Origin of the sequence: Streptomyces sp. NBC_00154 (assembly GCF_026342835.1) — a bacterium.
Lineage (GTDB): Bacteria > Actinomycetota > Actinomycetes > Streptomycetales > Streptomycetaceae > Streptomyces.
Genome location: NZ_JAPEMI010000002.1, coordinates 1,107,221 through 1,133,966, shown reverse-complemented (window position 1 = coordinate 1,133,966; position 26,746 = coordinate 1,107,221). Strand labels below are relative to the sequence as shown.

General features: G+C 68.7%; 22 protein-coding genes and 4 pseudogenes. 16 read left to right on the top strand and 10 right to left on the bottom strand.

Features of this window, described 5'->3' with window-relative positions; translation table 11 throughout:
- Positions 1–9: 9 nt before the first annotated feature.
- From OHA03_RS41700 to OHA03_RS41690, 3 genes are all read left to right on the top strand, one after another.
- Entirely contained in the window at positions 10–447 is a 438-nt protein-coding gene (locus OHA03_RS41700) for a DUF4259 domain-containing protein (RefSeq protein ID WP_267009152.1), read from the top strand.
- A gap of 186 nt (positions 448–633) precedes the next feature.
- Positions 634–1,374 (top strand): alpha/beta fold hydrolase, encoded by a 741-nt coding sequence (locus tag OHA03_RS41695; protein WP_267009151.1) that lies wholly within the window; start codon positions 634–636, stop codon positions 1,372–1,374.
- A gap of 74 nt (positions 1,375–1,448) precedes the next feature.
- Positions 1,449–1,607 (top strand): hypothetical protein, encoded by a 159-nt coding sequence (locus OHA03_RS41690; RefSeq protein ID WP_267009150.1) that lies wholly within the window; start codon positions 1,449–1,451, stop codon positions 1,605–1,607.
- Positions 1,608–1,873: 266 nt separating this feature from the next.
- Here the strand turns inward: OHA03_RS41690 and OHA03_RS41685 are convergent, their stop codons facing one another.
- Both OHA03_RS41685 and OHA03_RS41680 read right to left on the bottom strand, forming a co-directional pair.
- Positions 1,874–3,361, bottom strand: coding sequence for an IS4 family transposase (locus tag OHA03_RS41685; protein WP_267000869.1), 1,488 nt, complete (start codon positions 3,359–3,361; stop codon positions 1,874–1,876).
- Positions 3,362–3,728: 367 nt separating this feature from the next.
- Entirely contained in the window at positions 3,729–4,370 is a 642-nt protein-coding gene (locus OHA03_RS41680; protein ID WP_267009149.1) for an alpha/beta fold hydrolase, read from the bottom strand.
- 685 nt (positions 4,371–5,055) lie between these two features.
- Between OHA03_RS41680 and OHA03_RS41675 the strand changes: the two are divergent.
- Positions 5,056–5,386 (top strand): annotated as a pseudogene (locus tag OHA03_RS41675) (transposase); the annotation flags it as partial.
- 163 nt (positions 5,387–5,549) lie between these two features.
- Here OHA03_RS41675 and OHA03_RS41670 read toward each other — a convergent pair.
- From OHA03_RS41670 to OHA03_RS41660, 3 genes are all read right to left on the bottom strand, one after another.
- Positions 5,550–6,269 (bottom strand): VOC family protein, encoded by a 720-nt coding sequence (locus OHA03_RS41670; RefSeq protein WP_267009148.1) that lies wholly within the window; start codon positions 6,267–6,269, stop codon positions 5,550–5,552.
- Positions 6,270–6,545: 276 nt separating this feature from the next.
- Entirely contained in the window at positions 6,546–7,178 is a 633-nt protein-coding gene (locus OHA03_RS41665) for a PP2C family protein-serine/threonine phosphatase (RefSeq protein ID WP_267009147.1), read from the bottom strand.
- 75 nt (positions 7,179–7,253) lie between these two features.
- Positions 7,254–7,646 (bottom strand): hypothetical protein, encoded by a 393-nt coding sequence (locus OHA03_RS41660; protein ID WP_267009146.1) that lies wholly within the window; start codon positions 7,644–7,646, stop codon positions 7,254–7,256.
- Positions 7,647–8,153: 507 nt separating this feature from the next.
- Here OHA03_RS41660 and OHA03_RS41655 point away from each other — a divergent pair.
- Positions 8,154–9,410: an MFS transporter gene (locus tag OHA03_RS41655; RefSeq protein WP_267009145.1), complete on the top strand. Its 1,257-nt coding sequence runs from the start codon at positions 8,154–8,156 to the stop codon at positions 9,408–9,410.
- A gap of 233 nt (positions 9,411–9,643) precedes the next feature.
- Here the strand turns inward: OHA03_RS41655 and OHA03_RS41650 are convergent, their stop codons facing one another.
- Positions 9,644–10,549, bottom strand: a complete 906-nt coding sequence (locus tag OHA03_RS41650) for an AraC family transcriptional regulator (RefSeq protein WP_267009144.1) — start codon at positions 10,547–10,549, stop codon at positions 9,644–9,646.
- Between the two features lie 144 nt (positions 10,550–10,693).
- Between OHA03_RS41650 and OHA03_RS41645 the strand changes: the two genes are divergently transcribed.
- The 9 genes and pseudogenes from OHA03_RS41645 (at position 10,694) to OHA03_RS41605 (ending at position 18,218) form a co-directional block, all read left to right on the top strand.
- Complete coding sequence (locus OHA03_RS41645) at positions 10,694–11,011, top strand: putative quinol monooxygenase (RefSeq protein ID WP_267009143.1); 318 nt, start codon at positions 10,694–10,696, stop codon at positions 11,009–11,011.
- A 103-nt stretch (positions 11,012–11,114) separates the two neighbouring features.
- The gene (locus tag OHA03_RS41640; protein WP_267009142.1) at positions 11,115–12,083 is read left to right on the top strand and encodes an alpha/beta hydrolase; all 969 of its coding nucleotides are present in this window, start codon (positions 11,115–11,117) and stop codon (positions 12,081–12,083) included.
- Between the two features lie 51 nt (positions 12,084–12,134).
- Complete coding sequence (locus OHA03_RS41635) at positions 12,135–12,896, top strand: SDR family NAD(P)-dependent oxidoreductase (RefSeq protein WP_267009141.1); 762 nt, start codon at positions 12,135–12,137, stop codon at positions 12,894–12,896.
- Positions 12,897–13,318: 422 nt separating this feature from the next.
- Positions 13,319–14,056: pseudogene (locus OHA03_RS41630) on the top strand (IS630 family transposase); the annotation flags it as partial.
- A gap of 221 nt (positions 14,057–14,277) precedes the next feature.
- A complete protein-coding gene (locus tag OHA03_RS41625; RefSeq protein ID WP_267007672.1) occupies positions 14,278–15,369 on the top strand; it encodes an IS110 family transposase in 1,092 nt (363 codons plus the stop codon).
- A gap of 20 nt (positions 15,370–15,389) precedes the next feature.
- Positions 15,390–15,653, top strand: a pseudogene (locus tag OHA03_RS41620) (transposase); the annotation flags it as partial.
- 332 nt (positions 15,654–15,985) lie between these two features.
- Positions 15,986–16,534, top strand: coding sequence for a hypothetical protein (locus tag OHA03_RS41615; RefSeq protein WP_267009140.1), 549 nt, complete (start codon positions 15,986–15,988; stop codon positions 16,532–16,534).
- A complete protein-coding gene (locus OHA03_RS41610; protein WP_267009139.1) occupies positions 16,524–17,264 on the top strand; it encodes a Fic family protein in 741 nt (246 codons plus the stop codon). Before OHA03_RS41615 ends, OHA03_RS41610 begins: the two co-directional genes overlap by 11 nt.
- Before the next feature lie 138 nt (positions 17,265–17,402).
- Positions 17,403–18,218, top strand: a complete 816-nt coding sequence (locus tag OHA03_RS41605; protein WP_267009654.1) for a class I SAM-dependent methyltransferase — start codon at positions 17,403–17,405, stop codon at positions 18,216–18,218.
- 217 nt (positions 18,219–18,435) lie between these two features.
- Here OHA03_RS41605 and OHA03_RS41600 read toward each other — a convergent pair whose 3' ends face one another.
- Positions 18,436–19,671, bottom strand: coding sequence for an IS4 family transposase (locus OHA03_RS41600; protein WP_267009138.1), 1,236 nt, complete (start codon positions 19,669–19,671; stop codon positions 18,436–18,438).
- Positions 19,672–19,863: 192 nt separating this feature from the next.
- Here OHA03_RS41600 and OHA03_RS41595 point away from each other — a divergent pair.
- Positions 19,864–20,094 (top strand): annotated as a pseudogene (locus tag OHA03_RS41595) (ISL3 family transposase); the annotation flags it as partial.
- An 822-nt stretch (positions 20,095–20,916) separates the two neighbouring features.
- On the opposite strand, the gene OHA03_RS41590 reads toward OHA03_RS41595, so the two are convergent.
- The 3 genes from OHA03_RS41590 to OHA03_RS41580 all read right to left on the bottom strand — a co-directional run bounded on the left by OHA03_RS41590 (position 20,917) and on the right by OHA03_RS41580 (position 25,370).
- Positions 20,917–21,981, bottom strand: a complete 1,065-nt coding sequence (locus OHA03_RS41590; protein WP_267009137.1) for a DUF916 domain-containing protein — start codon at positions 21,979–21,981, stop codon at positions 20,917–20,919.
- Between the two features lie 76 nt (positions 21,982–22,057).
- On the bottom strand, positions 22,058–24,034 hold the full coding sequence (locus OHA03_RS41585; RefSeq protein WP_267009136.1) for a metallophosphoesterase family protein: 1,977 nt from the start codon (positions 24,032–24,034) through the stop codon (positions 22,058–22,060).
- A 127-nt stretch (positions 24,035–24,161) separates the two neighbouring features.
- On the bottom strand, positions 24,162–25,370 hold the full coding sequence (locus OHA03_RS41580) for a HupE/UreJ family protein (RefSeq protein WP_267009135.1): 1,209 nt from the start codon (positions 25,368–25,370) through the stop codon (positions 24,162–24,164).
- A 171-nt stretch (positions 25,371–25,541) separates the two neighbouring features.
- On the opposite strand from OHA03_RS41580, the gene OHA03_RS41575 reads away from it, so the two are divergent.
- Positions 25,542–26,225, top strand: coding sequence for a hypothetical protein (locus tag OHA03_RS41575; protein ID WP_267009134.1), 684 nt, complete (start codon positions 25,542–25,544; stop codon positions 26,223–26,225).
- Positions 26,226–26,746 lie beyond the last annotated feature (521 nt).

Sequence of the window (26,746 nt, the reverse complement as noted above, 5' to 3'; positions counted from 1 at the left end):
GGAGATCATATGGGCACCTGGGACATCGGCCCCTTCGACAACGACACCGCCGCCGACTTCGCCGGCGACCTGGACGAGGCAGCCGTGGAAGAACGCGAGTCCATGATCCGCAGCGTACTCAAACGCGCCGCCGACCCTGCGGACTACTTGGACGCCCCCGACGCCGAGCGAGCCGTGGCCGCGGCAGCCCTGGTCGTGGCACAGCACCCCTACGGCGAGCCGACGTGTTCGATCTACGGTCCATCCGAGCCGCTACCGGAGTTCCCCGCAGACCTCCGAACGCTCGCCGTCGACACACTGGACCACGTGGTCGCCGAGCTGTCTGAACTCGCCGAGCTGTGGGGCGAAGCCTCAGACGGCCCGAAATGGCGCCAGGACATCACCCGCCTCCGCGATGTCCTTAACCCTCCGATCCCGCCACAAGAGGAAACCCTCTTCGAGATCTAACCGGTGACCGACAGTCACGGACCACAGAACTTGAGCCAGAACCTGAGTTCGAGCAGCACTGTCGGTCCAGGGTCTGTCCGGCGGATCTTGCCGGGCCCGCGCGCCAGAAACGGCTGGAATCTCCCCCAGGGGGAGGTCCTACCGTCCTGACCGACCGCACAGGCGATGCTTCGAAAGAGGTCTGTCATGACGACGTTTCTGCTGGTCCCGGGGCTTTTCATGGGTGGCTGGGCCTGGGAGGCGGTGGCCGCCGAGCTGACCGCGCAAGGGCACCGGACGCTGCCGGTCACCTTGCCCGGTATGGCCGAGCGGGCGGGGGCGGACCTCGCCGGCGTCGGGCTGGGCGAGCACACCGACGCCGTGGCGGCGCTGCTCGACACGGAGGGCCCGGGGATTGTGCTGGTGGCGCACAGCTACGGCATCTTCCCCGCCCTCGCGGCGGCCGACCGGCGCCCCGGACAGGTCGCCCGGGTGGTGTTCGTGGACACCGGCTTCCCGGAGCCGGGTGAGTCGGTGGTGGCGCAGATGCCGCAGCTCGGCCTGCTGGACCGCGTCCTCGGCGGCGTCATCCCGGTGCCCGAGGAGATCCCGGCGGTGCACGCCGTCCCGCCGGCGGAGCTGGAGCGCTACCACCGCCTGGCCACCCCGCACCCGGTCCGGACCGTCACCGAGCCGATCCAGCTGACCGGTGCCTGGCTCAAGCTCCCGACCACCGGGGTGTTCTGCCTCGCGAACGGCCTCAGCCTGGAGTTCGCCCGCACGCTGCACGGCACCGGCCTGCCGCGGTTCGCCAAGCTCGCCGAGCCCGGAGTCACCTTCTTCGAACTGGCCACCGGCCACTACCCGATGCTCTCCACCCCGGTGGAGCTGGCCGACATCCTGGTGCGCGCGGCGGCCGGCGAGGGCGTCGGCCTGTACGCAGGCTGACCGTCCGTCGGCTAGGGGCCGATGAGCGTCATGGTCACCCATCAGCCGGGGCCAGTGCTCGACGTGATGGCCGGTTGACGCGCCGGCTCGGGGCCACGGTCGTGCTTCAGGAGGGTGTCGCCTTGATCCTTGATGGCGGACGGTTGGACAACCTGCCGGAGGATCTTCGAATGGCTGCGGAGGTCATCGACTTCTCCGGTGCTGCGATCCAGGCAACGATCGACCGCGTCTGAGCAGGGCCCCGGTCAGTTCCTGAGCCAGAGGCGGATCGCGGCTGAGGGCTGTCCCGTGGAGGACGAAGGGGCGCTTGATGCCCCTATGGATGTCATAGCATGCGCCGTTTCTACGGCCTCCGGGTACCGGACGCGCCGTCGCCGTGATCTCCGGCGGCAACCTCGACCGGCTATGCGGCGAGTGTCGCCAGCGTCTGCTCGGGTGCGGTGAGGATCGAGAAGTGCCCTTGGCCGGCAATGCCGGTGAGTTAGCGCGTCGGTGCAGGTCAGGTGGGGTGCTTGGTGACTTTGAGTGTGTAGCGGACGTTACTGGGAGTGCGGGTCTGGTCCCGTTTTCTGACCTCGAAGGTGTTCTTGGACGGCTTCTTGATGCGCTGGCACTGCCGGTTGCGCCGGGGCGGCAGGAGGGCGGCCAAGAGCTCTGTGGTGGCTTCGCGGCGGGCGGCGGCCAGTGTGGTGACGTCGGCTGCGGCCTGGGCGGCGACGGCCAGCCGGGCGAGCTGCACCGTGACGGTGAAGGAGATCCGGTCAGGATCGGTCCCGCCGTGTTCTGCCGCGCGCGTCTGCAGTGCGCATAGTGCCTGGTAGACGGTGAGAAGGGCGTAGATCTCCTGGTAGATCAGCTCGGGCGCCTTGGAGCGCAGGATGAATCCGGCGCCGCGCAGGCGGTTCTTCAGTTCCGCGAATCCGTTTTCGATCTCCCACCGCTGGTGATATGCCCTCGCCAGCTGGTGGGCCGGGGCGAGGCGGTGGTCCAGCAGGCTGGTGACCAGCCGGAACGTCTCGGTGCGGGGTGGGCCGGCCTGTGGGTGGATGGTCACGGTGTACTCGATGATCCGTACCAGGTGTCCCCGGGGCGGCTCGGTCAGGGTGCGTCCGGCCGCGCGGGCCTGACCGTGGCGGATGTTCTCCGCGGGCGTGCGCATGATGGACAGGTAGGACCCGTCGGACAGCACCCGCAGCGGCACGAAGACCAGGTTCTTCTTGATCCGCCAGGCCAGGTGGGCGCCGGTGGCGCGGGCCAGGCCCCACAGCTGGTATCCGGCGAAGTTGCGGTCGGCCAGCAGCAGCATGTCCCCTCGCAGGGAGGCCAGCAGCCGGCGGGCGAGCTTGTGCTCGCTGAACCTGGCCACGGCGTCGAAGGCCGCGTCGACCAGGGCGTGGGTGCCGCATTCGGTCAGGGCCATCAGGCGGACCTGTGGGTGTCCGCTCTGGTTGACACCACCCTTGCCGGTGAAACCGAACTCAGCAGCGTTTGCCGGGGTGTCGGGGACATCCAGCGCGGTGCCGTCCCAGGCGACCAGCCGCAGCCCGAAGGCGAACGCGCCCGGAGTGACGGTCGTGGCCAGCGTGCCGCACCGCCGCTCGAACAGCGCCTGCAGCGGCTTGTCGCCCAGCCGCTGCCGGGCCCGTGTCAGGGCCGAGCTGGTGGGCAAGCGCTGCACACACAGGCCTGGCAGATGCCGCAGCTTCTCCGTCAACGTGCGCAGGACCGACCGGTATCCCGGCGGCCCGGCACTGTCGGAGCTGCTGAACAGGCACAACGCCAGGATGAAGTAGACCACCGCCCGGGCGGGCAACAGCCGGCGGCGACGCTCGCCGCAGCCGGTCAACTCCACGACCTCGTCAACCAGTTCAGGGCTGATCTCCTCGGTCAACACGCCGAGACGGACGTGCTCGCCAAAGCGCCGGTCCGTGGGGGTCACCAGCCTGTTCAACGGGGCCTGGCTGCCCTCGGTGATGGCAGACGACATGCGGACGATGGCACACTGAGTACCCAACGGAGTTCCCTCGCGGACAGTCGGATCTTGGTCGATCTTCTGTCCTACCGGGAACTCCGTTGCCGTGTCCCGGCCTCCGCCGACACGTCACCAGAAGTGACGGATCACGCAACGTCACCAGGGGATATTCCCAACCAAACCCCGCACTATCAAGTGCCTGACCTGCACCGACGCGCTAACTCACCGGCATTGCCTTGGCCGGGATGGATGTGAACGCGTGCGCCCGGTATCGCCGCGGCGAAGCGGCGGGCGTGCGGGAGCGGGACGGTGGTGTCGGCGTCCCCCTGGTGGATCGACGTGGGCACCGTGATCGACTCGAGGTCGAAACCCCAGGGTCGGGTCAGCAGCGCAGATCCTGCCCGACTCCCCAGCTGCCGCGCTGGAACGCTCGCAGGTAGTTGGTCAGGAAGGCCGCGCGCGCGTCCGACTGGGCGAGGGCACGCCGGTCGATGGCGGGCATCTCGCTGGTCGCCAGGCGAATGAACAGCCCTGGTGCCCGGCGCGCCAGCGTGGCCAGGCGGCCCAGAAACCAGCCACCGAACGCCGGAGCGTGCCGGGCGACCTGCAAGGACGCGCGCTGCCCGGCTGCCATCCCGCGGGTGGGCCAGGCAGGCGGGCCAAGGGGCGCGATGAGCAGCAGGCTGCGGACGCGGTCAGGCAGCTCCGACGCGCATGCGGCCGCGAACGCTCCGCCGCCCGAGACGCCGAGCAGCGCCACCGAGCCGACGCCCAACGCGTCCAGGACCACGGTGGCTTCCGCAGCCCAGTCCACGACCCGCGGCAGGCAACGGGCCTCGGTGCCGCCGATGCCGGGGCGATCCGGGGCGATGAGGCGCAGTCCGAGCGCGTGGGCCGCGCCCGCGAAGTCGTACGCGGCCAGCCGCGAGTCGGCCAACCCGTGGCAGAACAGCACCGCAGGCGCGTGCGGCTCCCCCACCACCTCGACCGCGATCACCCCGCCATCGGCTCGACGCACTTCCACCCTCATATCGTACGTCTCCCGGGACCTTGATCTGAGAGCTGCCTGAGCGGCATTCCAGAGGTTCTGCCGGCAGCCGGCTGGGAGCCAGGGGCTAGTCCGGGGGCTGCGGCGGCTCGGGCGTTCTTCCTCCTGATCGGGGCGGATGGGCACAGACGCCACCTGGCGGTAGCTATACGAGAACGGGGCCTTGACCGAGGCTGGCATCCACTCGTGATTCCCCGCGCCGTGACACTGATACTCATCCTGCACGCCGGTCATGCCCGCGCAGTGCCGATACGCACAGTGAAGCGCCCGCTTCGGCGCTGACTTCTACCTCGGACACCAGGGGAGGCTGCCAACCACGGGCGCCTCCTGTCGTCAGGGTGCGGCGCGCGCGACGCCGCCGCCGGGACGCTGGGCGTCGCCCTCATCGCCCGTCAGCTGCGCGAACTCGTCCGCGGTGACATGTGCCTGATACGCCACGACACGCTCTCTGTCGCTCTCCACTGGGACGCGCGCAGCGCGCCCGGCCGCTTACGCGGCATGAGCCTATCGGTTAATGGTCATGCCGGCATGCTTCCATGATCCATGGCGCACGTCGACCAACCTCCCCAACCGGGCGGCGGGCGCGAGAGGTTACTTGACCGCCAGGCGCTGATTCTCGGATCTCCTGACGTAGGTGGGGTGTTGAGGTCAGGCTGGCTCTATGGGCCGTGGGGATCTGACGAGTGGGATCGACTGGAGTCGTTTCTGCCTCGTGGCGGTGCGCGTGGGGGTCCGTGGAGTGATCACCGGAGGGTGATTAACGGGGTGCTGTATCGGGTGCGGACGGGTGTGCAGTCGCAGGATCTGCCGGAACGGTTCGGCCGTGGGAGACGGTCTACAAACCTCATCGTCACTGGTCAGCGGACGAGACATGGGCGATGCTGCTGTCCCGTATCCAGGCTGCCGAGGACTCTGAGGGGCGGATCGACTGGGACGTGTCGGGGGACTCCACCGCGGTGCGGGCCCATCAGCATGCCGCCGGCGCGAGGAAAGCACCGCCTGCCGCAGCTCCTCAAAAGGGGGCCGGCAGACGGAAGCCTTCGCGGCGTGTGCCCCGCCATGTTGCCGCCAGCCAGGCACAATGACGAACACCACGAGAAGGACGACAGCGATCGCCGTGGAGCCCTTCACCCGTCGAGGCGCCCCTCGCCGTCGTCATGGCCTCTGTACAGAGAACTCGTTACCGTCGGGGTCGAGCATTAGCACTCGGCCGCCGTCTCGCTCACCGATGTCGGAGTGCGTCGCGCCGAGCGAGATCAGGCGGTCGACCTCCGCCTCCCAGTCGGCGTCGGCGGGGAGCGCCAGCTCGAAGTACAGCCTGTTCGTGCCCGTCTTCGGTGCCACCGGAGGACCACCCCACGTGATCTTCGTACCGCCGTTCGGCGATTGGATCGCGGTCTCCTGGTCCTGGTCCCAGACCAGCGGCCACCGTAGCGCCTCGCTCCAGAAGTAACCGACCTCCTGCGTACCGTCGCAGGCCAGCGCTCCGATGAAGCCGGTGTCGGCGAGGAACTTGTTGCCCGCCTCGATTACGCAGAACTCGTTGCCGTCTGGATCGGCGAGCACCACATGCCCCTCTTCCGGGAGTTGGCCCACGTCGATGTGGTTTCCACCGAATTCCAGCGCCCTGGCCACCGTCTGCTGCTGATCCTCCGGCGAGGTGCTCGTCAGGTCGAAGTGCGCCCGGTTCTGGCCAATCTTCGGCTCCTGGCTCGGCAGGAAACGGATGCGGAACCCGGCGGTATCAGGGGGCAGGATCGCGACGTCGTCGTCCGGACCGTCGGCCGACTCCCAGCCCAAGACCCCGGCCCAGAACCGCGCTAGGCCCGACGGCCGGGTCGCATTGAAGCAGATCGCGAACAGTTGACTGGTCATACCCCGTGCATCTCCGATCCACTGACGGTCGATACGGCGCCTCGCACTGGCCATCCCCGCGAGCGCAGCCTAGGGGTGGCCGTGCGGCACGCGCATCCGAGTTTCCGTCGCCGGGGAGCCCGGTCCCCCACAAGATGACGATCGTGCAGAACGGCACCGTCGTCCCCGGCACCGGCTGAGCCAACCCGTCACGCCGGGGCCGCAGCCGATTCACCCTCGGGGGTGCTCGGCGCGGGCACGGTGGCGGCGCGGGCGGGCAGGTCCAGGTCGAGGCGTCTAGTGGTCAGGCCGAAGTTCTGTCTGGCCATCAGGTGGTCTCACGCGCGTGTCTCGCTCGCTCGATGTGCGGCGGAGCACCAGGGCAGCGGCGTCGTCGTTGAGCTCATCGCAGGCGTAGGCCAGCAGGTCGGCGCCGAGGCGGTCGACCGGCTCGTCCGGAGCTGCGGTTGCGAAGGTCCCGATGTGTTCGGCAACGGAGTAGAAGACGTCGTCGCGATTGCGGGCTTCGCTCACGCCGTCGGTGTAGAGCACCAGGCTATCCCCCGCACCGAACGGGGCCATGTCGACGTGATACTCATCGTGGAGCAGCGCGGCGAGGTTGAACGGCGGAGAGGGCGCGGTGGCTTCCAGTTCCCGGACTGTGCCGCCGCTCAGCAGCAGTGGTGGCGGATGACCGCAGCTGAGGAGGCGAAGGACCGTGCCGTTCTCGGGCATCTCCGCGAGCAATCCGGTGGCGAAGCACTCCTCGACATCGCTGGCCTGGGCAGCGTACCGCCGGATACTCGTCTCAAGGCGGGCGGCCAGGGCGGGGAGACCGGGCGCGTCATGGGCCGCTTCGCGAAAGGCGCCCATCATGACGGCCGCCGCCTCCACCGCGGGCAGGCCCTTGCCGCGTACGTCGCCGATCATGATCCGGACTCCGTACGGGGTGCGCTGGGCCTCGTAGAAGTCGCCGCCGATGCGGGCCTCCGCGGCCGCAGCCAGTTACATGGTTGCCATGCGTGTGGATCCCAGGCGGGACGGCAGTGGGCGCACCAGTGCGCGCTGCGCGGCCTCGGCGACCGAGCGCAGGTCGGCCATGATGTGCTCCCACTCCTGGCGCACATGGCTGGCGTATACGGCTGCCACCGTCACCAACACGATCATCCCCAGCGTCAGCCATGCCCTCGACATGCCCAAGTTCCCCTTGTCGGCAGCCAGCGCGATGTTTACGGCAAAGGCGAACGCCCCGATCACGCCGGTGCCGACAGGGCTCCAACTCGCGGCCGCCAGGGCCGGAGCCCCCTCCAGGAACCGATTGAACGGCCAATTCGCCGGGGTGACCTGATCGAAGATCACGGCTAGGGCAATCAGCGCCAGCGGCGCCATGCGCACCACGAGGTAGCCGAGACCTTGGGCAGGGCGGCGGGCCGCCCCGAGTTGGTCGTCCGCTGGGAGCGACGTGGGTATGGACGTTTCACGCGATCCTGATGGTTGCTTGGCGCATGGCCTTGCGCCCATGGGCCATGGAACGGACAGCACCGGACAATGCCGACACGACACATCTCGCCCGTCCGGAGTCCAGGCCGTCGACGCATCACCTGATCTTGAAGGGCCGGAGTCACAGGCTGGGCCGAGGACCAGTCCGCCCGCCCTGGGTGCCGTTACCGCCCTTCGGCGCGGGCCCTCAAGAGGGCAAGGATGCCAGTGCTGGTCACATCTTCAGGGCGACGCTCTGCTGTGCTACTTCGTGGCGGGTTGTTCGCGGTCCAGACGCGTACGTCAGGGCCTGTCCCGCCCACGGGCGGGGATGTCAGCAGTCTGCGGCACTGCTAGTGTCCACTCGATTCCGTCTGTCGTCCGGGCACCCTCGGATCACGGGTGGAACGCGACGGAGCGCGCACGATGACTGCCGAGGACCAGACCGCGGCGCACACGACAACAACGGCTGCCGACCAGGCCGGGGGCGGCTCGACCGGGTCGGCGCGGCCCAGCAGGGCGGGAAGCGCCGGACGGTGGCCGGCGACAGCCGTCTTCTTTCTCAACGGACTCACGCTGTCGACGTACATCGTCCGGCTCGGATCGTTGAAGGGCAAGCATCATCTGAGCGACGGCCAACTCGGGCTCATCGGCATGGCGTTCGCCGTGGCGGCCCTCGCTTGCATGCAGGGAGTGGGACCGCTGACGGCCCGGGTCGGCACGCGGCCGGTGCTGCGCATCTCACTCCTTGTCATGCCCGTGCTGCTGGCGCTGGTCGGCCTGGTCAAAGGAGCCGTCGAACTCGTAGTGGTCGTCACAGCACTCGGTGCCGTGCACGGCACCACCGACGCAGTCATGAACACCCATGCCGTCGCGATCGAGCGGCGCCTCGGACGCCCCGTCCTCAACGGGTGCCACGCCGCCTGGAGCGTCAGCGCTGTCGTGGCCTCACTCGCCACGGCCGTCCTGGCACGTGCGGGTATCTCGTTCGCCACGCACCTCGTGGCAGCCGCAGCCGTTCTCGTGGCCGGCGCCCTGCTGTTGTGGCCACTCCTGGTCGAGACCGGCACGAGAGAGAGCGCCCGCGCGTCCTCGCCCGCGCCGCGCCATCTGGGCCTGCGCGGCGGCTGGAGCCGCCAACTCGTGGCACTCGGCCTCACCGGCACGGCGCTGATGGTCTGCGAGGGTGCCGCCCTCGGCTGGAGCGCGATCTTCCTGCACGACTCCCGGGGCGCGTCGCTCGCTCTCGCGGCCACGGCGGTGACCGCGTACACCGGAGCTCAGGCGGCCGGCCGGGTGATCGGCGACCGCCTGACCCTGCGCCACGGCGCCCCGACTCTGTTCCGCGCCGGTGGTCTCGTCGCGGCGTGCGGCCTGGCGATGGCGCTGCTTTCGCCGAACCCGGTCGCAGCCATCGGCGGGTTCGCCGTCACGGGCGCAGGCGCGTCGGTCCTGCTGCCGTTGGCCTACAGCGCGGTCGGGCAGACGAAGACGGGCAGCCCGGAAGCCGCGACGCCGATCTCCCGGTTCACCACCTTCACCTACGCGGGAACCCTCTTCGGCCCTGCCGCGATCGGCTGGGCCGCCGAGCTCGCCGGCCTGACCTGGACACTGGCCGCACTCATCCCCGTGCTGTGCGCTGTCGCACTCCTGAGCCGGCTACCCGGCCACCCGCAGCACTGAGGGCGCACCAGGCCGCCGACACCGACCCCCCGGCCGCAGTGTGTCCTGGCGGCCTCCTGGCGAACCGTAAGGCCCGCCTGGTCGAGCGGCTCATCGCCGCCGTGCCGGAGCGGGGCGAGCCCGTGGTGGTGGAACTCGGTCCGGGCACCGGGCCGGCCACCGAGGCGATCCAACGCAAACTGGCACTGATTCTCGCTCGCCCTTGCACGATCCTCCTGCGTGGCGCGGCCTGCTCAAGGAAGGACACCTGCCGGGGTGCGCACGGCCTGCCGCAGGCGGGCGGCGTCCCGGCTGGGCGGCGCGCCGAACTGGCGGCGATACTCCCGGCTGAACTGTGACGGGTTGTCATAGCCGACGCGGTGTCCGACCCCGGTGACGTCGCCCGGGTGCGTGGCGAGCAGCAGCCGGGCCTCCTGCAGCCGGATCTGCTTCTGGAACTGGATGGGGCTCATCGCGGTCACCGCCTGGAAGTTGCGGTAGAAGGCGGAGACGCTCATGCCGGACATGCGTGCCACCTCGTCGACCCGGAAGGGCTCGGCGTAGTGCTCGCGGATCCAGCGCACGGCCCGGGAGACGTGGCTGAGGCTGCTGTCGGCCAGGCCGAGCTGACGAACCGTCGCACCTTGCTCGCCGGTGATCACACGCCACAGGATCTCGCGCTTGACCAGCGGGGCCAAAACGGCCCGGCCGCGGGGCTCGTCGAGCAGGCGCAGCAGCCGCACCACCGCGTCGAGCAGTGCGGCCGGAGCGTCGCTGACGGCGATCCCCGACGGAGCGCCTCCGCCGGCGCGGGGGATGTCTCCGGGACCGGCCTGCAACAGCAGTTCGGCAACGGCGGACGGTTCCAGTGTGAGACCGAAACCGAGGGCCGGCTGCTCGGGGTCGGCCCGGGCGAACTGCCCCGTGACAGGCAGGTCGACGGATGCGACCAGGTACTGCCCGGGGCCGTACTCGTAGACCCGGTCGCCCAGCGCGAGGCGCTTGGCCCCCTGGGCGATGACCGCGAGCACCGTGCCGGACATGGAGGGCGCCGGTGGATCCGGCCGGTCGACCTTCGAGATGAGGACGCCGTCTATGGCGGTGGTCCAGTCGGGCCGGGCATGCCGGGCCAGCAGTGTGCGGAGCTCTTCGAGGTACATGTGTCCATTGCAGCACTACTCCGCGCTATGACTCTTGCGTACGCGAGGATTGTGCAAGTACGAGCGAGCATCGGTCTAACGTTTCCGCAGGTCAACTCGGTTGAATGGAATCACCTCACTCCATCACCGAGAAAAAAGGTAGCCATGATCGCCAACTACGGCTTCAACGCCACCCTGACCGCCAAGCCCGGAATGGGCGACCAGCTGGTCGACCTGCTACTGACCGGCCTGAACGAGGGCAGCCCCGGCGCCAGCGAACACTGCGTCGTCTACCTCGTCTCCCGTTCCGCGTCCGACCCCGACATCGTCCACGTCACCGAGGGCTGGACCAGCCAGGTGGACCACCACCGGATCTTCGCCGGCGAGGCCGCCCAGGCCATCGTCGCGCAGATCGACGGACTGCTGGTCAAGGAGTCCGAGTACACCGACTACGTCCCGGTCCGCGGCAAGGCCGCCTTCTGACCCGCCGATCGCCCCATACCTCGGCCCCTGCCGCCTCGGCGCCTGCCGAGTCGGCCCTCTCCTCGCCCGACCGTCCGCCACCACCCCACGAAAGGCCGCGACCATGACCACGGCACGACCCACCTTGGACCCCGAACTGCGTGAGCTGCTCGCCGACATGCCCCTCATGTCCCAGCTCAGCCCGGAAGTACTCACGCAACTGCGCCAGCTCCCCTCGACGCCCGTCGAGCCCCTCCTCGCCCACCGGCAGGTCGACCGGCGCGAAGTCACCATGCCCGCCAAGGACGGTGCCCCGATCCCCCTGTCGGTCTTCAGCCCTGCGAACACCGATCGCACCGTCGCCGCACCCTGCGTCTACTGGATGCACGGCGGCGGGATGGTCATGGGTGACCGCTTCTCGCAGATCGACATCCCCCTGGAGTGGCTCGACGAGTTCGGCGCGGTCGTGGTCTCCGTCGACTACCGGCTCGCACCCGAGGCCACCGGTACCACCCTGGTCGACGACTGCTACCAGGGACTGCTCTGGGTCGCCGAACACTCCGCCGAACTGGGCATCGATCCCGCCCGGATCGTCGTCGCGGGCGCCAGCGCGGGCGGCGGCCTCGCGGCCGGTGTCACCCTGCTGGCCCGCGACCTCGGCACGCCTGCGATCGCCGCGCAGATGCTGATCTGCCCCATGCTCGACCACCGCAACACCAGCACCTCCAGCCGCCAGTACTCCGGCGGGCCCGGCGTGTGGACCCGCGAGATGAACGAGTTCGGATGGCGTGCCGTCCTCGGCGACCTCGCCGACCACGAGGTCCCCGAGTACGTCTCACCCGCGCTGGCCGACGACCTCTCCGGCCTGCCGACCACCTACATCGACACCGGCTCCGCCGAAGTCTTCCGCGACGAGGACACCGACTACGCCACCCGCATCTGGGCGGACGGCGGCCAGGCCGAACTCCACGTCTGGGCGGGCGGCTTCCACGGCTTCGACGCCCTGTACCCGCAGGCACGCATCTCGGCCGCAGCCCGCCAGACCCGCACCACCTGGCTCGCCCGGCTCCTGCTGCCGGACTCCGCCGCATAGCGCCACCGGCGCACTCACACAACACACGCACCGCACACCAGGAGGAACACCATGAAGGTCGCCATCGTCACGGGCGCCAGCTCCGGCATCGGACGAAGCGCCGCGATCGAGATCGCGAAAAGCGGAAACGGAGTTATCCTCACCTACGGCACCAACCCACAAGGAGGGCTGGAGACGGCCGCCACCATCGAGAAGGAGGGCGGCACGGCCGTCGCACTCCCGCTGGACGTCAGCGAAGCGGGCACCTTTGTGGCCTTCCGCGACAGGGTGGCTGACGTGCTGCGCGACACCTGGCAGCGCGACACCTTCGACCACCTGGTCAACAACGCAGGTTTCGCGCAGACGTCGTTGATCGAGGACACGACCGAGGAGACGTTCGACAGGCTCATGCGGGTACTGCTCAAGGGCCCGTACTTCCTTACGCAGAAGTTGCTGCCCCTGATGGCGGACGGCGGGGCCATCGTCAATACGAGCAGCAACTCGGCGACGGCGGCGACCGGCCTGGAGCCTGGCTACTCTGCCTACGCCTCGATGAAGGGCGGACTGGACGTGCTGACCCGGTACATGGCCAAGGAATTCAGCACGCGTGGCATCCGCGTCAACGCCGTCTCGCCGGGGTCGACCCGCACTCGGATCGCCGACGACGCCTTCACCCGGTTCCCCGAGGTCGTCCCGGCCCTCGCTGCGAAGACCGCGCTCGGCCGGGTCGGCGAACCCGACGACATCGGCGCGATGATCGCCACACTGGTCTCCGACGAGAGCCGCTGGGTCACCGCTCAGAACATCGAGGTATCGGGCGGCTACAACCTCTAGCAGAAGATCACTGAAAATCTTGGTGCAGGGCGTCTGGCTGTCGGCTGGGCGGTGATGGTGCGGCCCGTCCGGTCGATGTGCGAAGGGCGCCCGGACGGGCTCCGCCCGCCATGATACGGCGCCGGCCACCGAGAGCCGGCGCGGCAGGGCCGCTGACCGGCCCGAATGAGTACGGTGCGGTATTGCGGACGTGGACTGACGGTGGGCAGCCGGGAGGCGGCGCTGACCAGACCGGGAGCAGAGTCGGTGAGCCTGCGAATAAAGCGGTCGGCGGGGCGCCGCTGCGCGGAGCCGGCTGTTTTCAGGTATGCGACCGTGGCAGGGGCCGGGTGGTACGCATCGCCGGAGACCTCCGGGGTGACCATGAACCTTCCGTAGTACCGGGTCCGCTCCCCCGGTACCGCGGCCGCGGCCTCGTCAAGGTGCTGGGGACGTCATGGTCGGCGAACGAGTCCAAGTCTTCGCAGGCGCTGGCTCAGCGGTGTCGGATCGTGCTGGGGTGCGCGGACGGGAAGACGAACCGGCAGGTTGCCGACGAGTTGGGGATCTGGCCGCAGACCGTGGGCAAGTGGCGGCGGCGCTTCCTGGAGCTGCGGATGGAGGGGCTGGTGGACGAGCCGCGGCCCGGCGGTCCGAGGAAGATCACCGATGAGCGGGTCGAAGAGGTAGTCGTTGCCACGCTGGAGCGGTCCCCGAAGGACGCCACCCACTGGTCGAGGGCTTCGATGGCGGCCGAGAGCGGACTGTCGAAGTCCACGGTCGGCCGGATCTGGAAGGCATTCGGCCTCAAGCCGCACCAGGTCGACACGTTCAAGCTGTCCAACGACCCGCAGTTCATCGACAAGGTCCGCGACGTGGTCGGCCTCTACCTCGACCCGCCGGAGCGCGCTCTGGTCCTGTGCGTGGATGAGAAGTCCCAGATCCAGGCACTGGACCGGTCCGCCCCGGTGCTGCCGATGATGCCCGGCATGCCAGAACGCCGCGCCCACGACTACATCCGTCACGGCGTCACCACCCTGTTCGCCGCCCTGGACGTGGCCACCGGCGAGATCATCGGCTCCATCCACCGCCGCCACCGGACCATCGAGTTCAAGAAGTTCCTCACCAAGCTCGACAAAGAGGTCCCCGCCGGCCTGGACACCCACCTGATCTGCGACAACTGTGAGGATCACGGTGTGCCGCAGGGGGCCGGAGCCTGACCCGTGCGACAACTGGCCACAGCTGCCTTGGAGTAGAACTGTCGGCTCCGGCCCCCTGCGGTGCGTACTGCCGCCGGCCCGGTGAACGTGTCCCGATAGGGGCTTTGCCACACAAAGCACCGTCACAGTTCTGACCGCCCACCGGACCGGCGTCAGCCACCAGACCCAGTCCAAGGAGCCTCGTGACCGTCACCAGCATGCCCCAGCCGACGCTGCCCGCGCAGCGAGTCCCGGGCCCGGCCGAGGAGGTGATCCTCGGGGTGGACACCCACAAGGACATCCACGTTGCCGCTGTCATCACCACCCTGGGCACCTCGCTCGCCCACCAGGAGTTCCCGGCCACCGCCGTCGGCTATCGCCAACTGTTGGCCTGGGGGCGGTCGTTCGGCGTCCTGTACCGGGCGGGTGTCGAGTGCACGGGATCCTTCGGGACCGCGCTGACCCGGGTCCTGCGCCGGGAGCACATCGACGTCGTGGAGATCAACCAGCCCGACCGTGCCACCCGGCGCAAACGCGGTAAGACAGACGCCATCGACGCGGACGCGGCTGCCCGCGCGGTGCTGTCCGGACGGGCCACCACCGTGCCGAAGAGCGCGGATGGGCCCGTGGAGGACATGCGGGTCCTGCGGCTTGCCAAGGAATCGGCCGTCAAGGCCCGCACCCAGGCACTGAACCAGCTCAAGGCCGTCCTCATGTCCATCGACCCGGATCTGCGCGAACTACTCACGGGCCTGAGCAATCCCGCGCTGGTCGCCACCTGCGCGGCCCTCGACGTCGATGACCGGGGCGAGGCCGTTTTCACGATGCGCCTGCTCGCCCGCAGAGTCCAGCACCTGTCCGACGAGGTCAAAGAGCTCACCCGGCGCACCACCCGGGCCGTCCGTGCCTGCCGGCCTCAGATGCTGGACCTGGTCGGTGTCGGGCCCGACAGTGCCGCCGTCCTCCTCATCGCCGCAGGTGACAACCCTGACCGGATCACTGACGAGGCATCGTTCGCCGCCCTGTGCGGCGTCAGCCCGGTTGAGCAGTCCTCCGGCAAAACGCAACGCCGACGCCTGAACCGTGGCGGCAACCGCCAAGCCAACGCCGCCCTCTACCGCGTCGTGATGACCCGCATACGCTGGGACGAACGCACCCAGAAGTATCTGGAGCGACGCACCGCCGAGGGCATGTCCAAGCGCGAGATCATCCGGTGTCTGAAGCGGTACGTCGCCCGCGAGCTCTACCGGCACATCCAACCCCTGGCCGCGAGTCAACTCCCTTCTGTGGCTTGACGAAACATAGGGGCTTCTACAGCACCCACAAGTCGCCGGCGGTCAGGAAGTGGCTGGAGGTCCACCCCCGGTTCCACATGCACTTCACCCCCACCTACTCCTCCTGGCTCGACCAGGTCGAGCGGTGGTTCGGACTACTGACGGACAAGCAGATACGGCGCGGCACCCACAAGTCCCTCCACGCGCTGGAGAAGGACATCCGAAACTGGATCACGACCTGGAACGAGAACCCCCGCCCCTTCGCCTGGACAAAGAGTGCCGACGAGATCCTCGAACGCCTCGCTGTCGGCGTACAGGGAAAGGTGCCCAACTACGTACATGCGAATGTGCTCTGCTTCCTTCGCCGACTCGCCCTGCTGGTGAACGGCCGACGTGGGCTGACTCGTCACCGTGATCAACGGGTATGGGACTCGCTGGATATTCAGATGACAGGAGCCGCGTGGTCCTGGCAGCATCGGCCGGTTGCACCAGCCGGACGGATTATCGGAGGACCACCACGTCCATCAACTGGGACCTGATCCCGCGCCTGCTGCCATGGTCCGCCGTTGACCCTGACCTTCACGCCTTCACCTGGAACAGTGATGAGGAGGCACAGGTCACGGCGCTGATTCGCGCCATGGCGAACCGGGACGGCTTCGTCAACCAGGTGACAAACCTCCTGGTCGACCGCTACGACCGGTGGGCCTGCGGATGGCACTGGGCGGTCGGCGAGGGCGGTGGCGGCGGCGTCGTCCAGAGCTGGTGCTGTTCCTCCTGTTCGCTGCGGGACAGCCCCGAGGCCGCGACCGCCAACGTCGTGGCCTCACTCCTGGAGTGGCGCGACTGGCTGGAAGAACTGGCCGAGCGCTTCGCCGAGCTCGCTCCGGCAGCCGATGCGGACGCGGAGGACCGCAGCTGGCACGTCCAGCGAGCAGCAACCCGGCTGGTGACCCTGGTCGTGGACCGGACCTGTACCGAGAGCGGCTGGCACATGCTCTGTGAACGCGTGCTGACGTGGTATCTCTCCTCGGTGGGCCTGGAAGGGGAGGAAGCGGCCGAGGTGGTGAAGGGCGCTATCGGCGGGCGCTTCAAGAGCTGGGCCGAGCCGAGTTCCGTCCTGGTCGACGCCGTCGGTGAGGATCTCGGGTTCGGCGTGACCGGGCATCGACCGTTCCGTGACTACTGACTCCCTTGACTCCCTCGCCGTCTGGTGCACGGTCAGGGATAGGGTCGACTGGGCGTTGGCCGGTGCCGGGACCCAGGTTCCCGTGGCACCGGCCGTCGACGGGCTCACAGGCTGGTTCGACGGTGAGGTCCGGCACCGGTGCCCGCAACGCGCCGACCGGCTGCTGGACGCGAACGCCCTGGCCCGCATCGACGCCGCTCACCGACGCGCCCTCACCCCGGCCCTGCTCGCCGACTGGCAGCGGATTATCCTCGGCAGATCCGAGATCACCTTCCGGGACGGCGATGCCTTCGCCAAAGGCGGCCGTGAGCGCTACGGGCTCACACCATCCACGTGGCCTGACTTCGCCCGCTGCCTGCAGCAGAGCACCGACCCGGCACTTCCCCTGGCAGCCCGCGCAGCCAGGGCGTATCTCGACGTGGCCTTCTTCCATCCCTTCCCGGACGGAAGCGCGCGCTTGGCGCTGCTGACGCTGGCCTATGTCCTGGACCTCGACGGAGTACGGCTGGACCAAGTGGCTCCCTTGCAGACCACTCGCTACGCGGACGACCCGGCCGGCGCCGCAGACCTCACAGCCCTGGTCGCAGTCCTCATCCGCGCATCCCACCGCCGGGCCGCCGCCCCTGCCATGTGCGGTGAAAGGCCGCGGCTGGCACCGGTATCACCGCCGTCCTCGGGTGATCACCGCTCGTCCCAGGGACGTGGCGCCGGAGAGACTCCCCGCACGTGAGCGCGTTCATCTGTACACCGCTGGGCACATTCACCCGTACCCCGACACTCGCCGCATATCTTGATCGAATTCCTGGCGCAGGACACTAGCTAGGCTGGCGCGGTGACTGATGAGCAGAAGCGGGTGCAGCCGTCGGGAGTGTGGGCCACGGCGGTGGGGGTGGCCAGGGTGCGGGCGCTGGAGACCGAGCGGGAGAACGCGCTGTTCCGCGACCCACTGGCACAGGCCTTCGCCACCGCCGGCGGCCTGTGGCCCTCCTCGCCGCCGCTGCCCGATGACGAGGCCGCGCGACGCCGCCGGCTGGCCGTGTCGTTCTCCATCGTCATCAGGACGAAGTTCCTCGACGACCTGTTGCAGCAGGCCTCCGCGTCCGGGGTCCGGCAGGTCGTGCTGCTCGGCGCCGGCATGGACAGCCGGGCCTTCCGGATGGACTGGCCCGAGGGCACCCGGCTGTTCGAGGTCGATACCGCCGCGCCACTGGACTTCAAGGCTTCGGTGCTGCGCCAGGAACGGGCCGTCGCGCGCTGCGAGCGCATCACCGTCGCGGTGGATCTGCGTGAGGACTGGCCAGGCGCGCTGGCCGCCGCAGGGCACGACCCGGCCGTGCCGACCGCGTGGATCGCCGAAGGACTACTGATCTATCTACCCGAGGACGCGGTGGAGCTACTGCTGGCCCGGATCAGCACGCAGTCGGCGGCAGGCAGTCGGATGGGGCTGACATTGGGCTCGCGCGGCGTGATCGAGCGCTTCGGCGCGGACGCCGCGCCGGGATCGGCGGCGTCCATGTGGGTCTCGGAGATGCCCGACGACCCGGTGGGCTGGCTGGTCGGGCACGGCTGGGAGGCCGACAGCCACACCCTGCGCGAGCGCGCTGCCGCCTACGGCCGCCCAATCAGCACCCCGCCGCAGCGCGAGGAGCGGCCCGGCGGACTGATCTCGGCGGTCCGCCGGTAGAGCGCCTCCCGGTTCCCTAGATGCAATACCAGTGATTTAGTGTTTTTCCCGGCGGGTCGGGCTGGTTTTGGTCGGCTTGGTGATCGTGACAGTTGGCTTCTCGGGGCGGGGTGGGTGGCAGTGTTCGGCTCGTTTGAGTTTCCAGTTGGCCATCTTGCGTTTGATCACGCGGGGGTTGGACCGTTGCCGCCTGGGCGGCAGGAGTCGTTCACGGATCTCACGCAGGGCGTGTGCCAGGGCCCGGCCGAGCCGGCAGGGGGGAAAGCGCCGCCTGCCCGGTGACGTGGCGGCGGACGACGTGCAAGGTGCGGGTGAAGGAGATCCGGTCCGGATCCCGTCCTGCCTGTTGTGCGGCCTGGTACATCAGGTCGCGCAGGGCGTGGTGGACCAGCAGGAATGCGAAGATCTCCTGCTCGACGCCGGCCGGATGCTGGGAGCGCAGGACGAGGCGGGGGCCGCCCTGGTGGGTCTTGATCTCATCCAGTGTGGTCTCGATCTCCCACCGCTGGGCGTACAAGGTGGCCAGTTCGGCCGCCGGAGCGGCCTGCGGGTCGAGAATCGTGGTGATCAGCCGGTAAACCGTGCCGGCGGCGCCGTCGTCGAGGGTGTACTCGATGACGCGGACCGTGATCGGGTCGGCCCGGCGGTTCTTGTCCCGCGCGGCAACGATCTCCGACAGGTACGAGCCGTCGTCCAGGGGCTCGACCACGGGCAGGACCGCGCTGTTCTTCACCCGCCACAGCAGGTCGGCGCCGCTGGCGGCGGCAGCCCGCCACAGGTCGAACCCGACGAAGCCCCGGCCGGCCAGAAGGAGCATTCCCGCAGCCAGGCGGCCGAACAGGCGCCGGGCCAGCACTGTTTCGTGCACGGACAGCGGGCCGACCTCGGCGGCGAAGACGGCATGGGTGCCGCACTCGACCACCGCCGTCATCCTCGCCTGCGGATACGCGCCCCGCCGCTGGCCGCGCGAGGATCCCGGACGGCCGAAGAAGGCGTCATTGGCGTCAGTGTCGGGCAGGTCGAAGGTGGTGCCGTCCACCGCGACGAGCCGCCACCCGCGGTACCAGGCCCCGGTCGTCGTCTCGGTGGCCACCGGCCGGCACACCCGGGCGAACAACGCCTTGAGCGGTTCGGGGCCCAGCCGCAGCCGTGCCCGGCCGATCGCCGCCGTCGATGGAACCCGCCACGTCTCCTCCCACCGCTGGTTTTCGAGCCCACAGGTGAGCAGCCGGGCGACCTCCTCATAACCTTGCCCCGAGAACAGGCACATCGCGAGCACGAAGTAGACCACCACCCGAGCAGGCAACAGCCGACGCCGCTGCTCGACCCGCCCACACTCCGCAACCACCTCATCCACCAACTCCGGCGGAAACGCACGCGTCAGCACACCCAGCGCGATCCGATCCGACAACCGCTCGACCGCCGACGACTTCACCTGACCAGGCCTTGGCACACCTCACTCAACGACCCACAACGCCCAAAGTCACCAGTATTGTCCCTAGATGATCGATTCCAAGGGGGCCTGATGAGTGGAGCTAGCTTCATGCGCGGCCAGCCGGTCATGCGCGCACTGACCGCCTACGACCACTAAAGTTCGCCCGGAAATCGCCTGGCTGGATGGTGGTGTGGTCGACAGTCCTTCGCTGTGAACGAAGTGCTGCCGCAGTTGAACGAGCTGCTGTTTTCCTCGGTCGAGGGCGTTTTGGTGGAATCGGTCGAGGTGATCGACACGGTCGTCCGGGTCGAGGCCCGTACGACCGCAGGGCGGGCGGCCTGTCCGGGGTGCGGGTGCTGGTCGGGGCGAATACACGGCTCCTACCTGCGATTTCCTCGTGATCTGCCGACGGCGAGCAAGTTCGTCGTGGTGTCGTTGCGGGTGCGGAGGTTCGTCCGCGAGGAGGAATCCTGCGAGCGCATGACCTTCGCCGAGCAAGTACCCGGTCTCACCCGCAGGTTCGGGCGACGGGCCGAGCGGCTGCGGTCGACGCTTGCGCTCCTTCGGGCACATGGTCGCTCACCTCCAGGGCGACCAGTTGCCGACCTGGATCGAAGCGGCTACCTCCACCACCGAACTGCAGCCTCCGGAGCTTCGCCAAACACCTCGAACGCGACCTCGACACCCTCACCGCGGGCCTCACACTGCCCTGGAACTCCGGCGTCGTGGAGGGTCATGTCAACCGGATCAAGATGCTCTAGCGCCAGATGTTCGGCCGCGCAGGATTCGAGCTCCTGCGCAAACGACTCCTGTTGGCGTATCCGAGAGTCACGCGACCACACGAAGTGGGCCAGAGCCGGAACCCATCGACAAACGCTGTTCCAAGAGATCGCGGAAGCCAGACCGCTACCGACCACTCATGAGACAGGCCCGCATCTGCGAATCGCGGATGCGGGCCTGTGGGAGCCCAGACACAGCACGGTCCACCCCGCGCTGTACGTGGCGTGCAGGCGGGCAAGAAGGTCACGCGCCTCTGTTGCAGAGAGCGCAGTCACGTCAGCCGGATCTGCGGCATCGACGACGATGTGGGTTTGGCGTCGTCGACCTTGCCCGGCGTGCTGCCGCCAGCGATCAGGAACTCGTGGACCCAGTGGATACGACGTCGAACCGGTCCTGGCCGTCTGTAGTTGCCAGCGGCCGTCTCGGCTGTCAGTGCGTCGCGGTCGGACCGACGACGCAGGCGGGCGGTCGGCGCGCCTGCGGCTACTGGTCGCGGAGCGCCTGCTCGACCGCGTCCCGTACGCGGGCGTCCTCACGCGCCTTGCGCCGTACGCGGTTTCGGCGCCGAAGAACGAGTGCCCCGGCGACTGCTGCGATCAGCACGACGACCGACAGCAACAGCGTCCACGGGACGGCCCAGCCGTGCGCGGTGGCCTGGACCGGCTTGAGCGAACTGGTGGAGCCCGACGCGTCGGTGAGCAGAGGTGTCAGGGTTGCGGTCGCGGCCAGGCTGACCCCGGGCGCCACGCCGTGAACGGGCGCCTTCACCTTCCAGCTCTCACCGGGGAGCAGCTCCGGCGGCGGGGTGATGTCGCCCGCTGCGGACCGCAGCCACCCGAACGGGCCGGAGACCGATACCGCCTGCTTGGCCGACAGGATGGCGTTGCCCGTGTTGTGGATCGTGTACGTGACGGTGGCGTCGCCCTTGGCGAACGGGTTGAACGACCCGGCGTAGCCCACGTGGAGGTCCTCGATCGCGAGCTTCGGCTTGAGCTCGCCGCTGACCCGCAGTTTGACCCGGATGCCGAGGCGCCGGTCCACGTTGATGCCCTCGGCTTCGTCGGGCTGCCGCAGAGAGGTGAGGATGCCACCCACGTAGTCGCCGGGCGTGGCGTTGTCCGGAACGGCGACCGTGAAGGGAATCTTGGCGGACTTGCCGGGCTTGATCACGACGCTGTCGCGGTCGGCGTGGACCCAGGCTCCGATGCCGACGGACTTCTTGTCCTTGGTGAGCAGATCGAGTTGGCCCGTGCCGGTGGTAAAGCCGTCGGCGGCGTAGACAGCGAGTTCGAGCGGGGACTTGCTGTGGTTGGCGACGACCATGGCGTCCTCGGCGTTGCCGCCGGGGTTGACGCCGTAGCTGAAGCTGGAGCGGTCGTCGCCGTACCCGTTCGCGGCCGTTCTGACCGTCCAGGTGACGTCGCCGTTGTCTGCCAGGGCGGGATCGACCCGCAGGCCGACGATCGCGAGGGCCATGAGCAGGGCCAGGGTGGCGGTACGAACGAGCGCGCTGGCGGTGGTCTTCCGGCGCGGGACGGGCGGGTGCATGTCGGGGTTCTCCTGGAACTTCAGGCGGGACGGGGCACCGGTAGGTGCCCCGTCCCGCCAGGTTCGGACGGGTCGATCAGCTGCTCAGTGCGGTGATCGTCAGAGTGGCGCGGTAGCCACCCTTGGTAACGCTGTCCGGGATCTTCAGACCCAGGTCGGCGCCGAGCTTGGCCCCACCACGGGCGTGGCCCTGGTCGGCGTGGGCGAGACCGCGGGAGACGGACAGGCCCGTGCCGTTGTCCTCGTAGCCGGAGGCCACCGATTCGCCGCTGGTGGCGCCGGCGCCCTGGTCGAGGACGTACGGGCTCCAGCCGAGGTACGAGCCGGAGAACGTCTTGTCGCCGTCCTTGAAGTCGCCCACGTTGGCCGAGATCGACCACGGGGCGAGCGAACGGCGGTTGTCCGACACGGTGATCGGGTTGATCTTGCCGGAGGCCTCGAAGTGGTCACCGTTGCGCTCCTGCGCGGTGCCGAGGTCCACCAGGCCGTTGTAGCCGTCGATCGTCCAACCGAACTCGCCCGGGGCCGGGTTCGGCACGTTGACCTGGAGGTCCTGGCCGGTGCCGTGGTTCGGGTGCACCTGGAACTTGTCGACGGTCGAGCCGACAGGCTGGCCGGCGTCGGTGTTGGTGCACGACATGCCCTGCTCGACCTCGGAGTTCGGGGCCGCGCAGGTGCCGCTGCGAATGTCCTCGACGACGAGCTTGTCGCTGCGCACCTCGACCTTGACGTAGGTGCGGACGTGCTCCTGGTTCTGGACCGAGTTGTACCAGTAGTTGCTCGGGTTCTGCGGGTCGGCACCGTTGCCGGCACCGCTGGTGCCGCTGCTGTCCGGCTTTGTGATGTCGTAGTACTTCGAGCCCGAAGCGGAGTTCGCGGTCACGTAGATGACGCCACCGGGACCGGGGTACAGATCAGCGGCGCCGGGCTTCTCGTCCGGGTTCGCCTTCTGGCCGTTCTTGATCTCGTAGCTGCGCGAGTAACTGTGGTCGTGGCCCTGGAGGACCAGGTCGACACCGAGCTTGGAGAACGCGCCCGAGAAGTCGACGCGGCGGACCTTGTTGTCGTTGTCCTTGGCGTGGGAGGCCGGCGAGTAGATCGCGTGGTGGTAGGTGAGCACCTTCCACTTGGCCTCGGCGCCGTGCTGGTTGATGACGTCGGTCACGTACTTGATGTGCGCCGCGTCACCGCCGCCGCCCTGCGAGGTGGCGTAGCTGTTGCTGTTGAGGTTGATGAACAGCACATCCTTGTAGATGTACCAGTAGTCACCGCCGGACGTGTTGGACGCCGGGTTGCCGTTGGAGTACAGCGGGCCCGAGCGGTCCGTGTTCGGGGTGGTGAAGTGCTGCTCGTACGCCTTGCCGCCGACGTCGTGGTTACCGATGGTGGGTGCCCACGGGTACTGGCGGAGCTTGTCGGGGGCCAGGAAGGAGTTCCACTGGGACTCGGTGTTCGCGGACTCGACCTGGTCACCGCCCGACAGCAGCAGTTCGGCGTTGGGGTTTGCCGCGAGCGAGACGTCCACGGTGTCCTGCCAACCGGCCTGGTCCTGCCCCAGGTTGCCGGACGAGCCGATCTGCGGGTCGCCGAAGAACAGGAAGTCGTAGTCGCCCTCGAAGTCCTGCGTCTTGAAGGAGTAGGTCGAGGACCAGTTACCCTCGGTGCCGACGCGGTAGGAGTACGCCGTGTGCTCCTTCAGGCCCGTGATCGTCGCGTGGCGGTTGAAGCCGCCGCTGGTCGCGATGTTTGCCGCGCCGGTGGCGTCGAAGTTTGCAGCGTCCGCCGGGAACTCGCCGTTGACGAGCGCGGTGGTCGGGGCGACCTGGAGCCTCTGCGCGGTGTCGGCCGAGGAGTACCAGGTCACGGTGCGCTGGGTCTCGTTGGCGCCCACGCCGAGTATGACGCCGGTGAGCGTGGCGGATTCGGCGGCAGCGGCGGGGGACGCCGTGCCGCCGCCGAGGGCTACGGCCAAGCCCAGGAATGCCGCTGTGGCCCCAGTGGCCGCGCGGCGCCGTACAGACCCGGGAGCCTGTCTCTTAGTGCTCGATTTCATTGGTTTTTTGTTCCTTTAACGCACATGCGTGCACGGAATGGAGACCCTTACGATTCCTTCACATGGTTAACCCGCGACCAATGCCGTCTCCGACTTGTCTGAACATCTCGCGGGACCTGAATCGGCCTCAGATCCCGAACGTCCGTTGCACGAACCACACCAGCCCCATGGCTGACACGCCGGCGGAGATCACGCCGGTCGCCCAGAGGCCGGCCGTCGGAGCCCGGTGGCGCAGCACGATCAGCAGCGGGAAGAGGGCGGCGATGATGGCCAACTGCACGGTCTCGATGCCGACGTTGAACACCAGCAGGGACCACAGCAGGGTCCATGACCACGCCGCGTCGATCCCCAGCGCGCCCGCGAAGCCCAGGCCGTGCACGAGGCCGAAGTAGAACACGACCCCGAGGCGGGTCCAGCCCGCACGGTCCAGGCTGAAGTGGCCGCGCCCTGCTGTCTCAAGGTCGGACGCGTGGCCGCGGCGCCGCCAGAGCCGCCACAGGTGCCAGCCGGCGACCACGGCGATCGACAGCGCGATGACGGGCTCCACGATGCCGGCGGGCGCGTCGACCAGACCGAGCGCGGCGAGCATGAAGGTCACCGAGTGCGCCAGGGTGAAACTCGTTGCCACGAGCACGATCTCGCGCAGGCGCCGTGACCCGGCGATGAGTGCCAGCAGGAACAGGATGTGGTCGACCCCGGTCAGCAGGTGCTCGGCGCCCAGGCGAAAGAACTCCCAGAACCGTTCGTACCAGGCCTGACCGATCGAGAAGGACGGGTGACCGGCGTCGAGTGCGGCACTGCCGGAGCGGCCGTCGAGCTCGTAGGTGACGATCGTCTTGGTGCCCTTGACGTACGTCTCGGCGTCGGGGAACAGCCCGCTGCGCACCTCGAGGTCGTCGCCCCGCTCGGAGCACGCCCAGTCGAGCAGCAGATCGGCGTACGGCACGCCCTCATGCCGGCCGATCGTGAAGTCGCCGACCCGTGTCGGCGTGCACGTACTGCCGTCCGAGGTGACCGAGAAGCGCTCGGTCACGTATCTGACGGCCGACTCCGCATGGGCGTTGAGGGCCGCGGCCTGTTCCTTGCTGTCACCTGTTTCGAACGCGGCGTTTCCCGTCTCGAAGAGGGGGTCGTCGTCCTCGTAGTCGGCGGCGGATACGACGAAGAGGTCGTATTCGAGCCCTAGTTTCGTCCGTATATGACCCTCGTTGCCCTCGGCGACGTCGACATACGCGGTCGACGTGAACCCGTGGGCGGACGCCGGCTGTCCGGCGCTCAGGAAAGCGATCACGGCCGCGGTGATCCCGACGACGGTCCGGCGGACTCGTTGTGACATGTTGCTCCTTCAGTTGCCAGTGCACGGTGCGCGTCACGGGTGAACACGACCCGGGCGGCCGGCGAACTGTGGAACAACAATCGCGATAACGACACCTGCGGAGGTAGGCGGCACCAACCGCGATAGCAGGATGTAGACGCACCATCCGCCACCACTCGGAGGACAATCGCCTTGCGCTCCCTGCTTCGGGCCGCTGCCGCGCTGGCCGCGGCCGCCGCGCTGGTCACCGGATGCAGTTCCGGCGACGACTGGTCACAGCCGCACCCACGGCCCACTCCCGTGGGCACGCTCGGTCCGGGGTTCGTCGACCCCTCTTCCCCACCCGCCCCGGAGGGGACCGCCACACCGCGGCCCGGTTCCTGGGCCGGGGTCCACCCGCCGAAGGACTACCGTGTCGTCCTGCTCACCTCGGGTGACGAGCGCCCGACCAGGACTCTCGTGACGGCGGTCCAGGACTGGGCCGGGGACGAGCACGTCGACCTCAGAACGATGACCGCCGACGGCACATCCGACCTCGTTCCCAGCATTGCCAGGGCCCTCGAGATGAGCCCGGACCTTATCGTCAGCGCAGGCAACGACCTCGTCGACCCCCTCGCGGTGGTCACCCCGAACCACCTGTCCCAGCAGTTCCTCGTCGTAGGCGCGGAGCTGGCCGAGCCCACCCACAACGTCACGGCGGTCGACTGGTCCGGTGCGTCGTTCCGTGGCGAAGGGCTCGGCATGTCCTCGACGTACGACCCCGACTCGTTCTCCACCGAGCGCTGCGCGGCCGCCATCAGGGCAGGCGTCGCGTCCGTGCTCAACGACCTGACCGGGATCGTGATCTGGCTCGACGACCCCTCTGCCTCGCGCTGAGGGCCGCGGTCTTCTGCGAGAGTGCCGGTCGAACCCACTCATTGGTATTGGACGTGCGAGGTCAGCACGGGTGGGGCGAGCCGAGGGCTGCGCCGCAGTTGGGAAGCAGCGCGAGCTCACTGTGCAGGGCGGAGTAGTTTGCCGGCCAACCTGTTGTCGGAGAGGCTGGCGTGGGAGTGCGACCGGGTTGCGAATCGCTGCGTAGATGCCCCGGGCGAACGCGGCCCGGTATTGCCCGCTCCCCCACAGGCTCTGGACGCTCCCCCAAGCCACGGATGCATCGTGGATGTGTCCAGCTGCGGTGCACGATTGCCGAGGTTGTCGGCCGACTCCTGCTCCGCTGCCAGCTGGGCGACGGCCCGCGTCGTCGCCTGCCCCTCCGGCCATGGCGCCGCACGCCATTCGGGATCGCACGGTCGTGGATCTTCTCGATAATCTGAGCTGCCGCTTGAACCTCATGTCTTGCAAGTGCGTCCGCTCCAGCAACTCCACGTTCTTGTGGGCGGGCATGCCCTCCCGAC

Excerpts from the sequence above, each read along its gene's own strand:
- OHA03_RS41700 (WP_267009152.1), top strand. The coding sequence starts at position 10 with ATGGGCACCTGGGACATCGGCCCCTTCGACAACGACACCGCCGCCGAC.
- OHA03_RS41695 (WP_267009151.1), top strand. The coding sequence starts at position 634 with ATGACGACGTTTCTGCTGGTCCCGGGGCTTTTCATGGGTGGCTGGGCC.
- OHA03_RS41685 (WP_267000869.1), bottom strand. The coding sequence starts at position 3,361 with ATGTCGTCTGCCATCACCGAGGGCAGCCAGGCCCCGTTGAACAGGCTG.
- OHA03_RS41670 (WP_267009148.1), bottom strand. The coding sequence starts at position 6,269 with ATGACCAGTCAACTGTTCGCGATCTGCTTCAATGCGACCCGGCCGTCG.
- OHA03_RS41665 (WP_267009147.1), bottom strand. The coding sequence starts at position 7,178 with ATGATCGGCGACGTACGCGGCAAGGGCCTGCCCGCGGTGGAGGCGGCG.
- OHA03_RS41655 (WP_267009145.1), top strand. The coding sequence starts at position 8,154 with ATGACTGCCGAGGACCAGACCGCGGCGCACACGACAACAACGGCTGCC.
- OHA03_RS41650 (WP_267009144.1), bottom strand. The coding sequence starts at position 10,549 with ATGTACCTCGAAGAGCTCCGCACACTGCTGGCCCGGCATGCCCGGCCC.
- OHA03_RS41645 (WP_267009143.1), top strand. The coding sequence starts at position 10,694 with ATGATCGCCAACTACGGCTTCAACGCCACCCTGACCGCCAAGCCCGGA.
- OHA03_RS41640 (WP_267009142.1), top strand. The coding sequence starts at position 11,115 with ATGACCACGGCACGACCCACCTTGGACCCCGAACTGCGTGAGCTGCTC.
- OHA03_RS41635 (WP_267009141.1), top strand. The coding sequence starts at position 12,135 with ATGAAGGTCGCCATCGTCACGGGCGCCAGCTCCGGCATCGGACGAAGC.
- OHA03_RS41615 (WP_267009140.1), top strand. The coding sequence starts at position 15,986 with ATGGCGAACCGGGACGGCTTCGTCAACCAGGTGACAAACCTCCTGGTC.
- OHA03_RS41590 (WP_267009137.1), bottom strand. The coding sequence starts at position 21,981 with ATGCACCCGCCCGTCCCGCGCCGGAAGACCACCGCCAGCGCGCTCGTT.
- OHA03_RS41585 (WP_267009136.1), bottom strand. The coding sequence starts at position 24,034 with ATGAAATCGAGCACTAAGAGACAGGCTCCCGGGTCTGTACGGCGCCGC.
- OHA03_RS41580 (WP_267009135.1), bottom strand. The coding sequence starts at position 25,370 with ATGTCACAACGAGTCCGCCGGACCGTCGTCGGGATCACCGCGGCCGTG.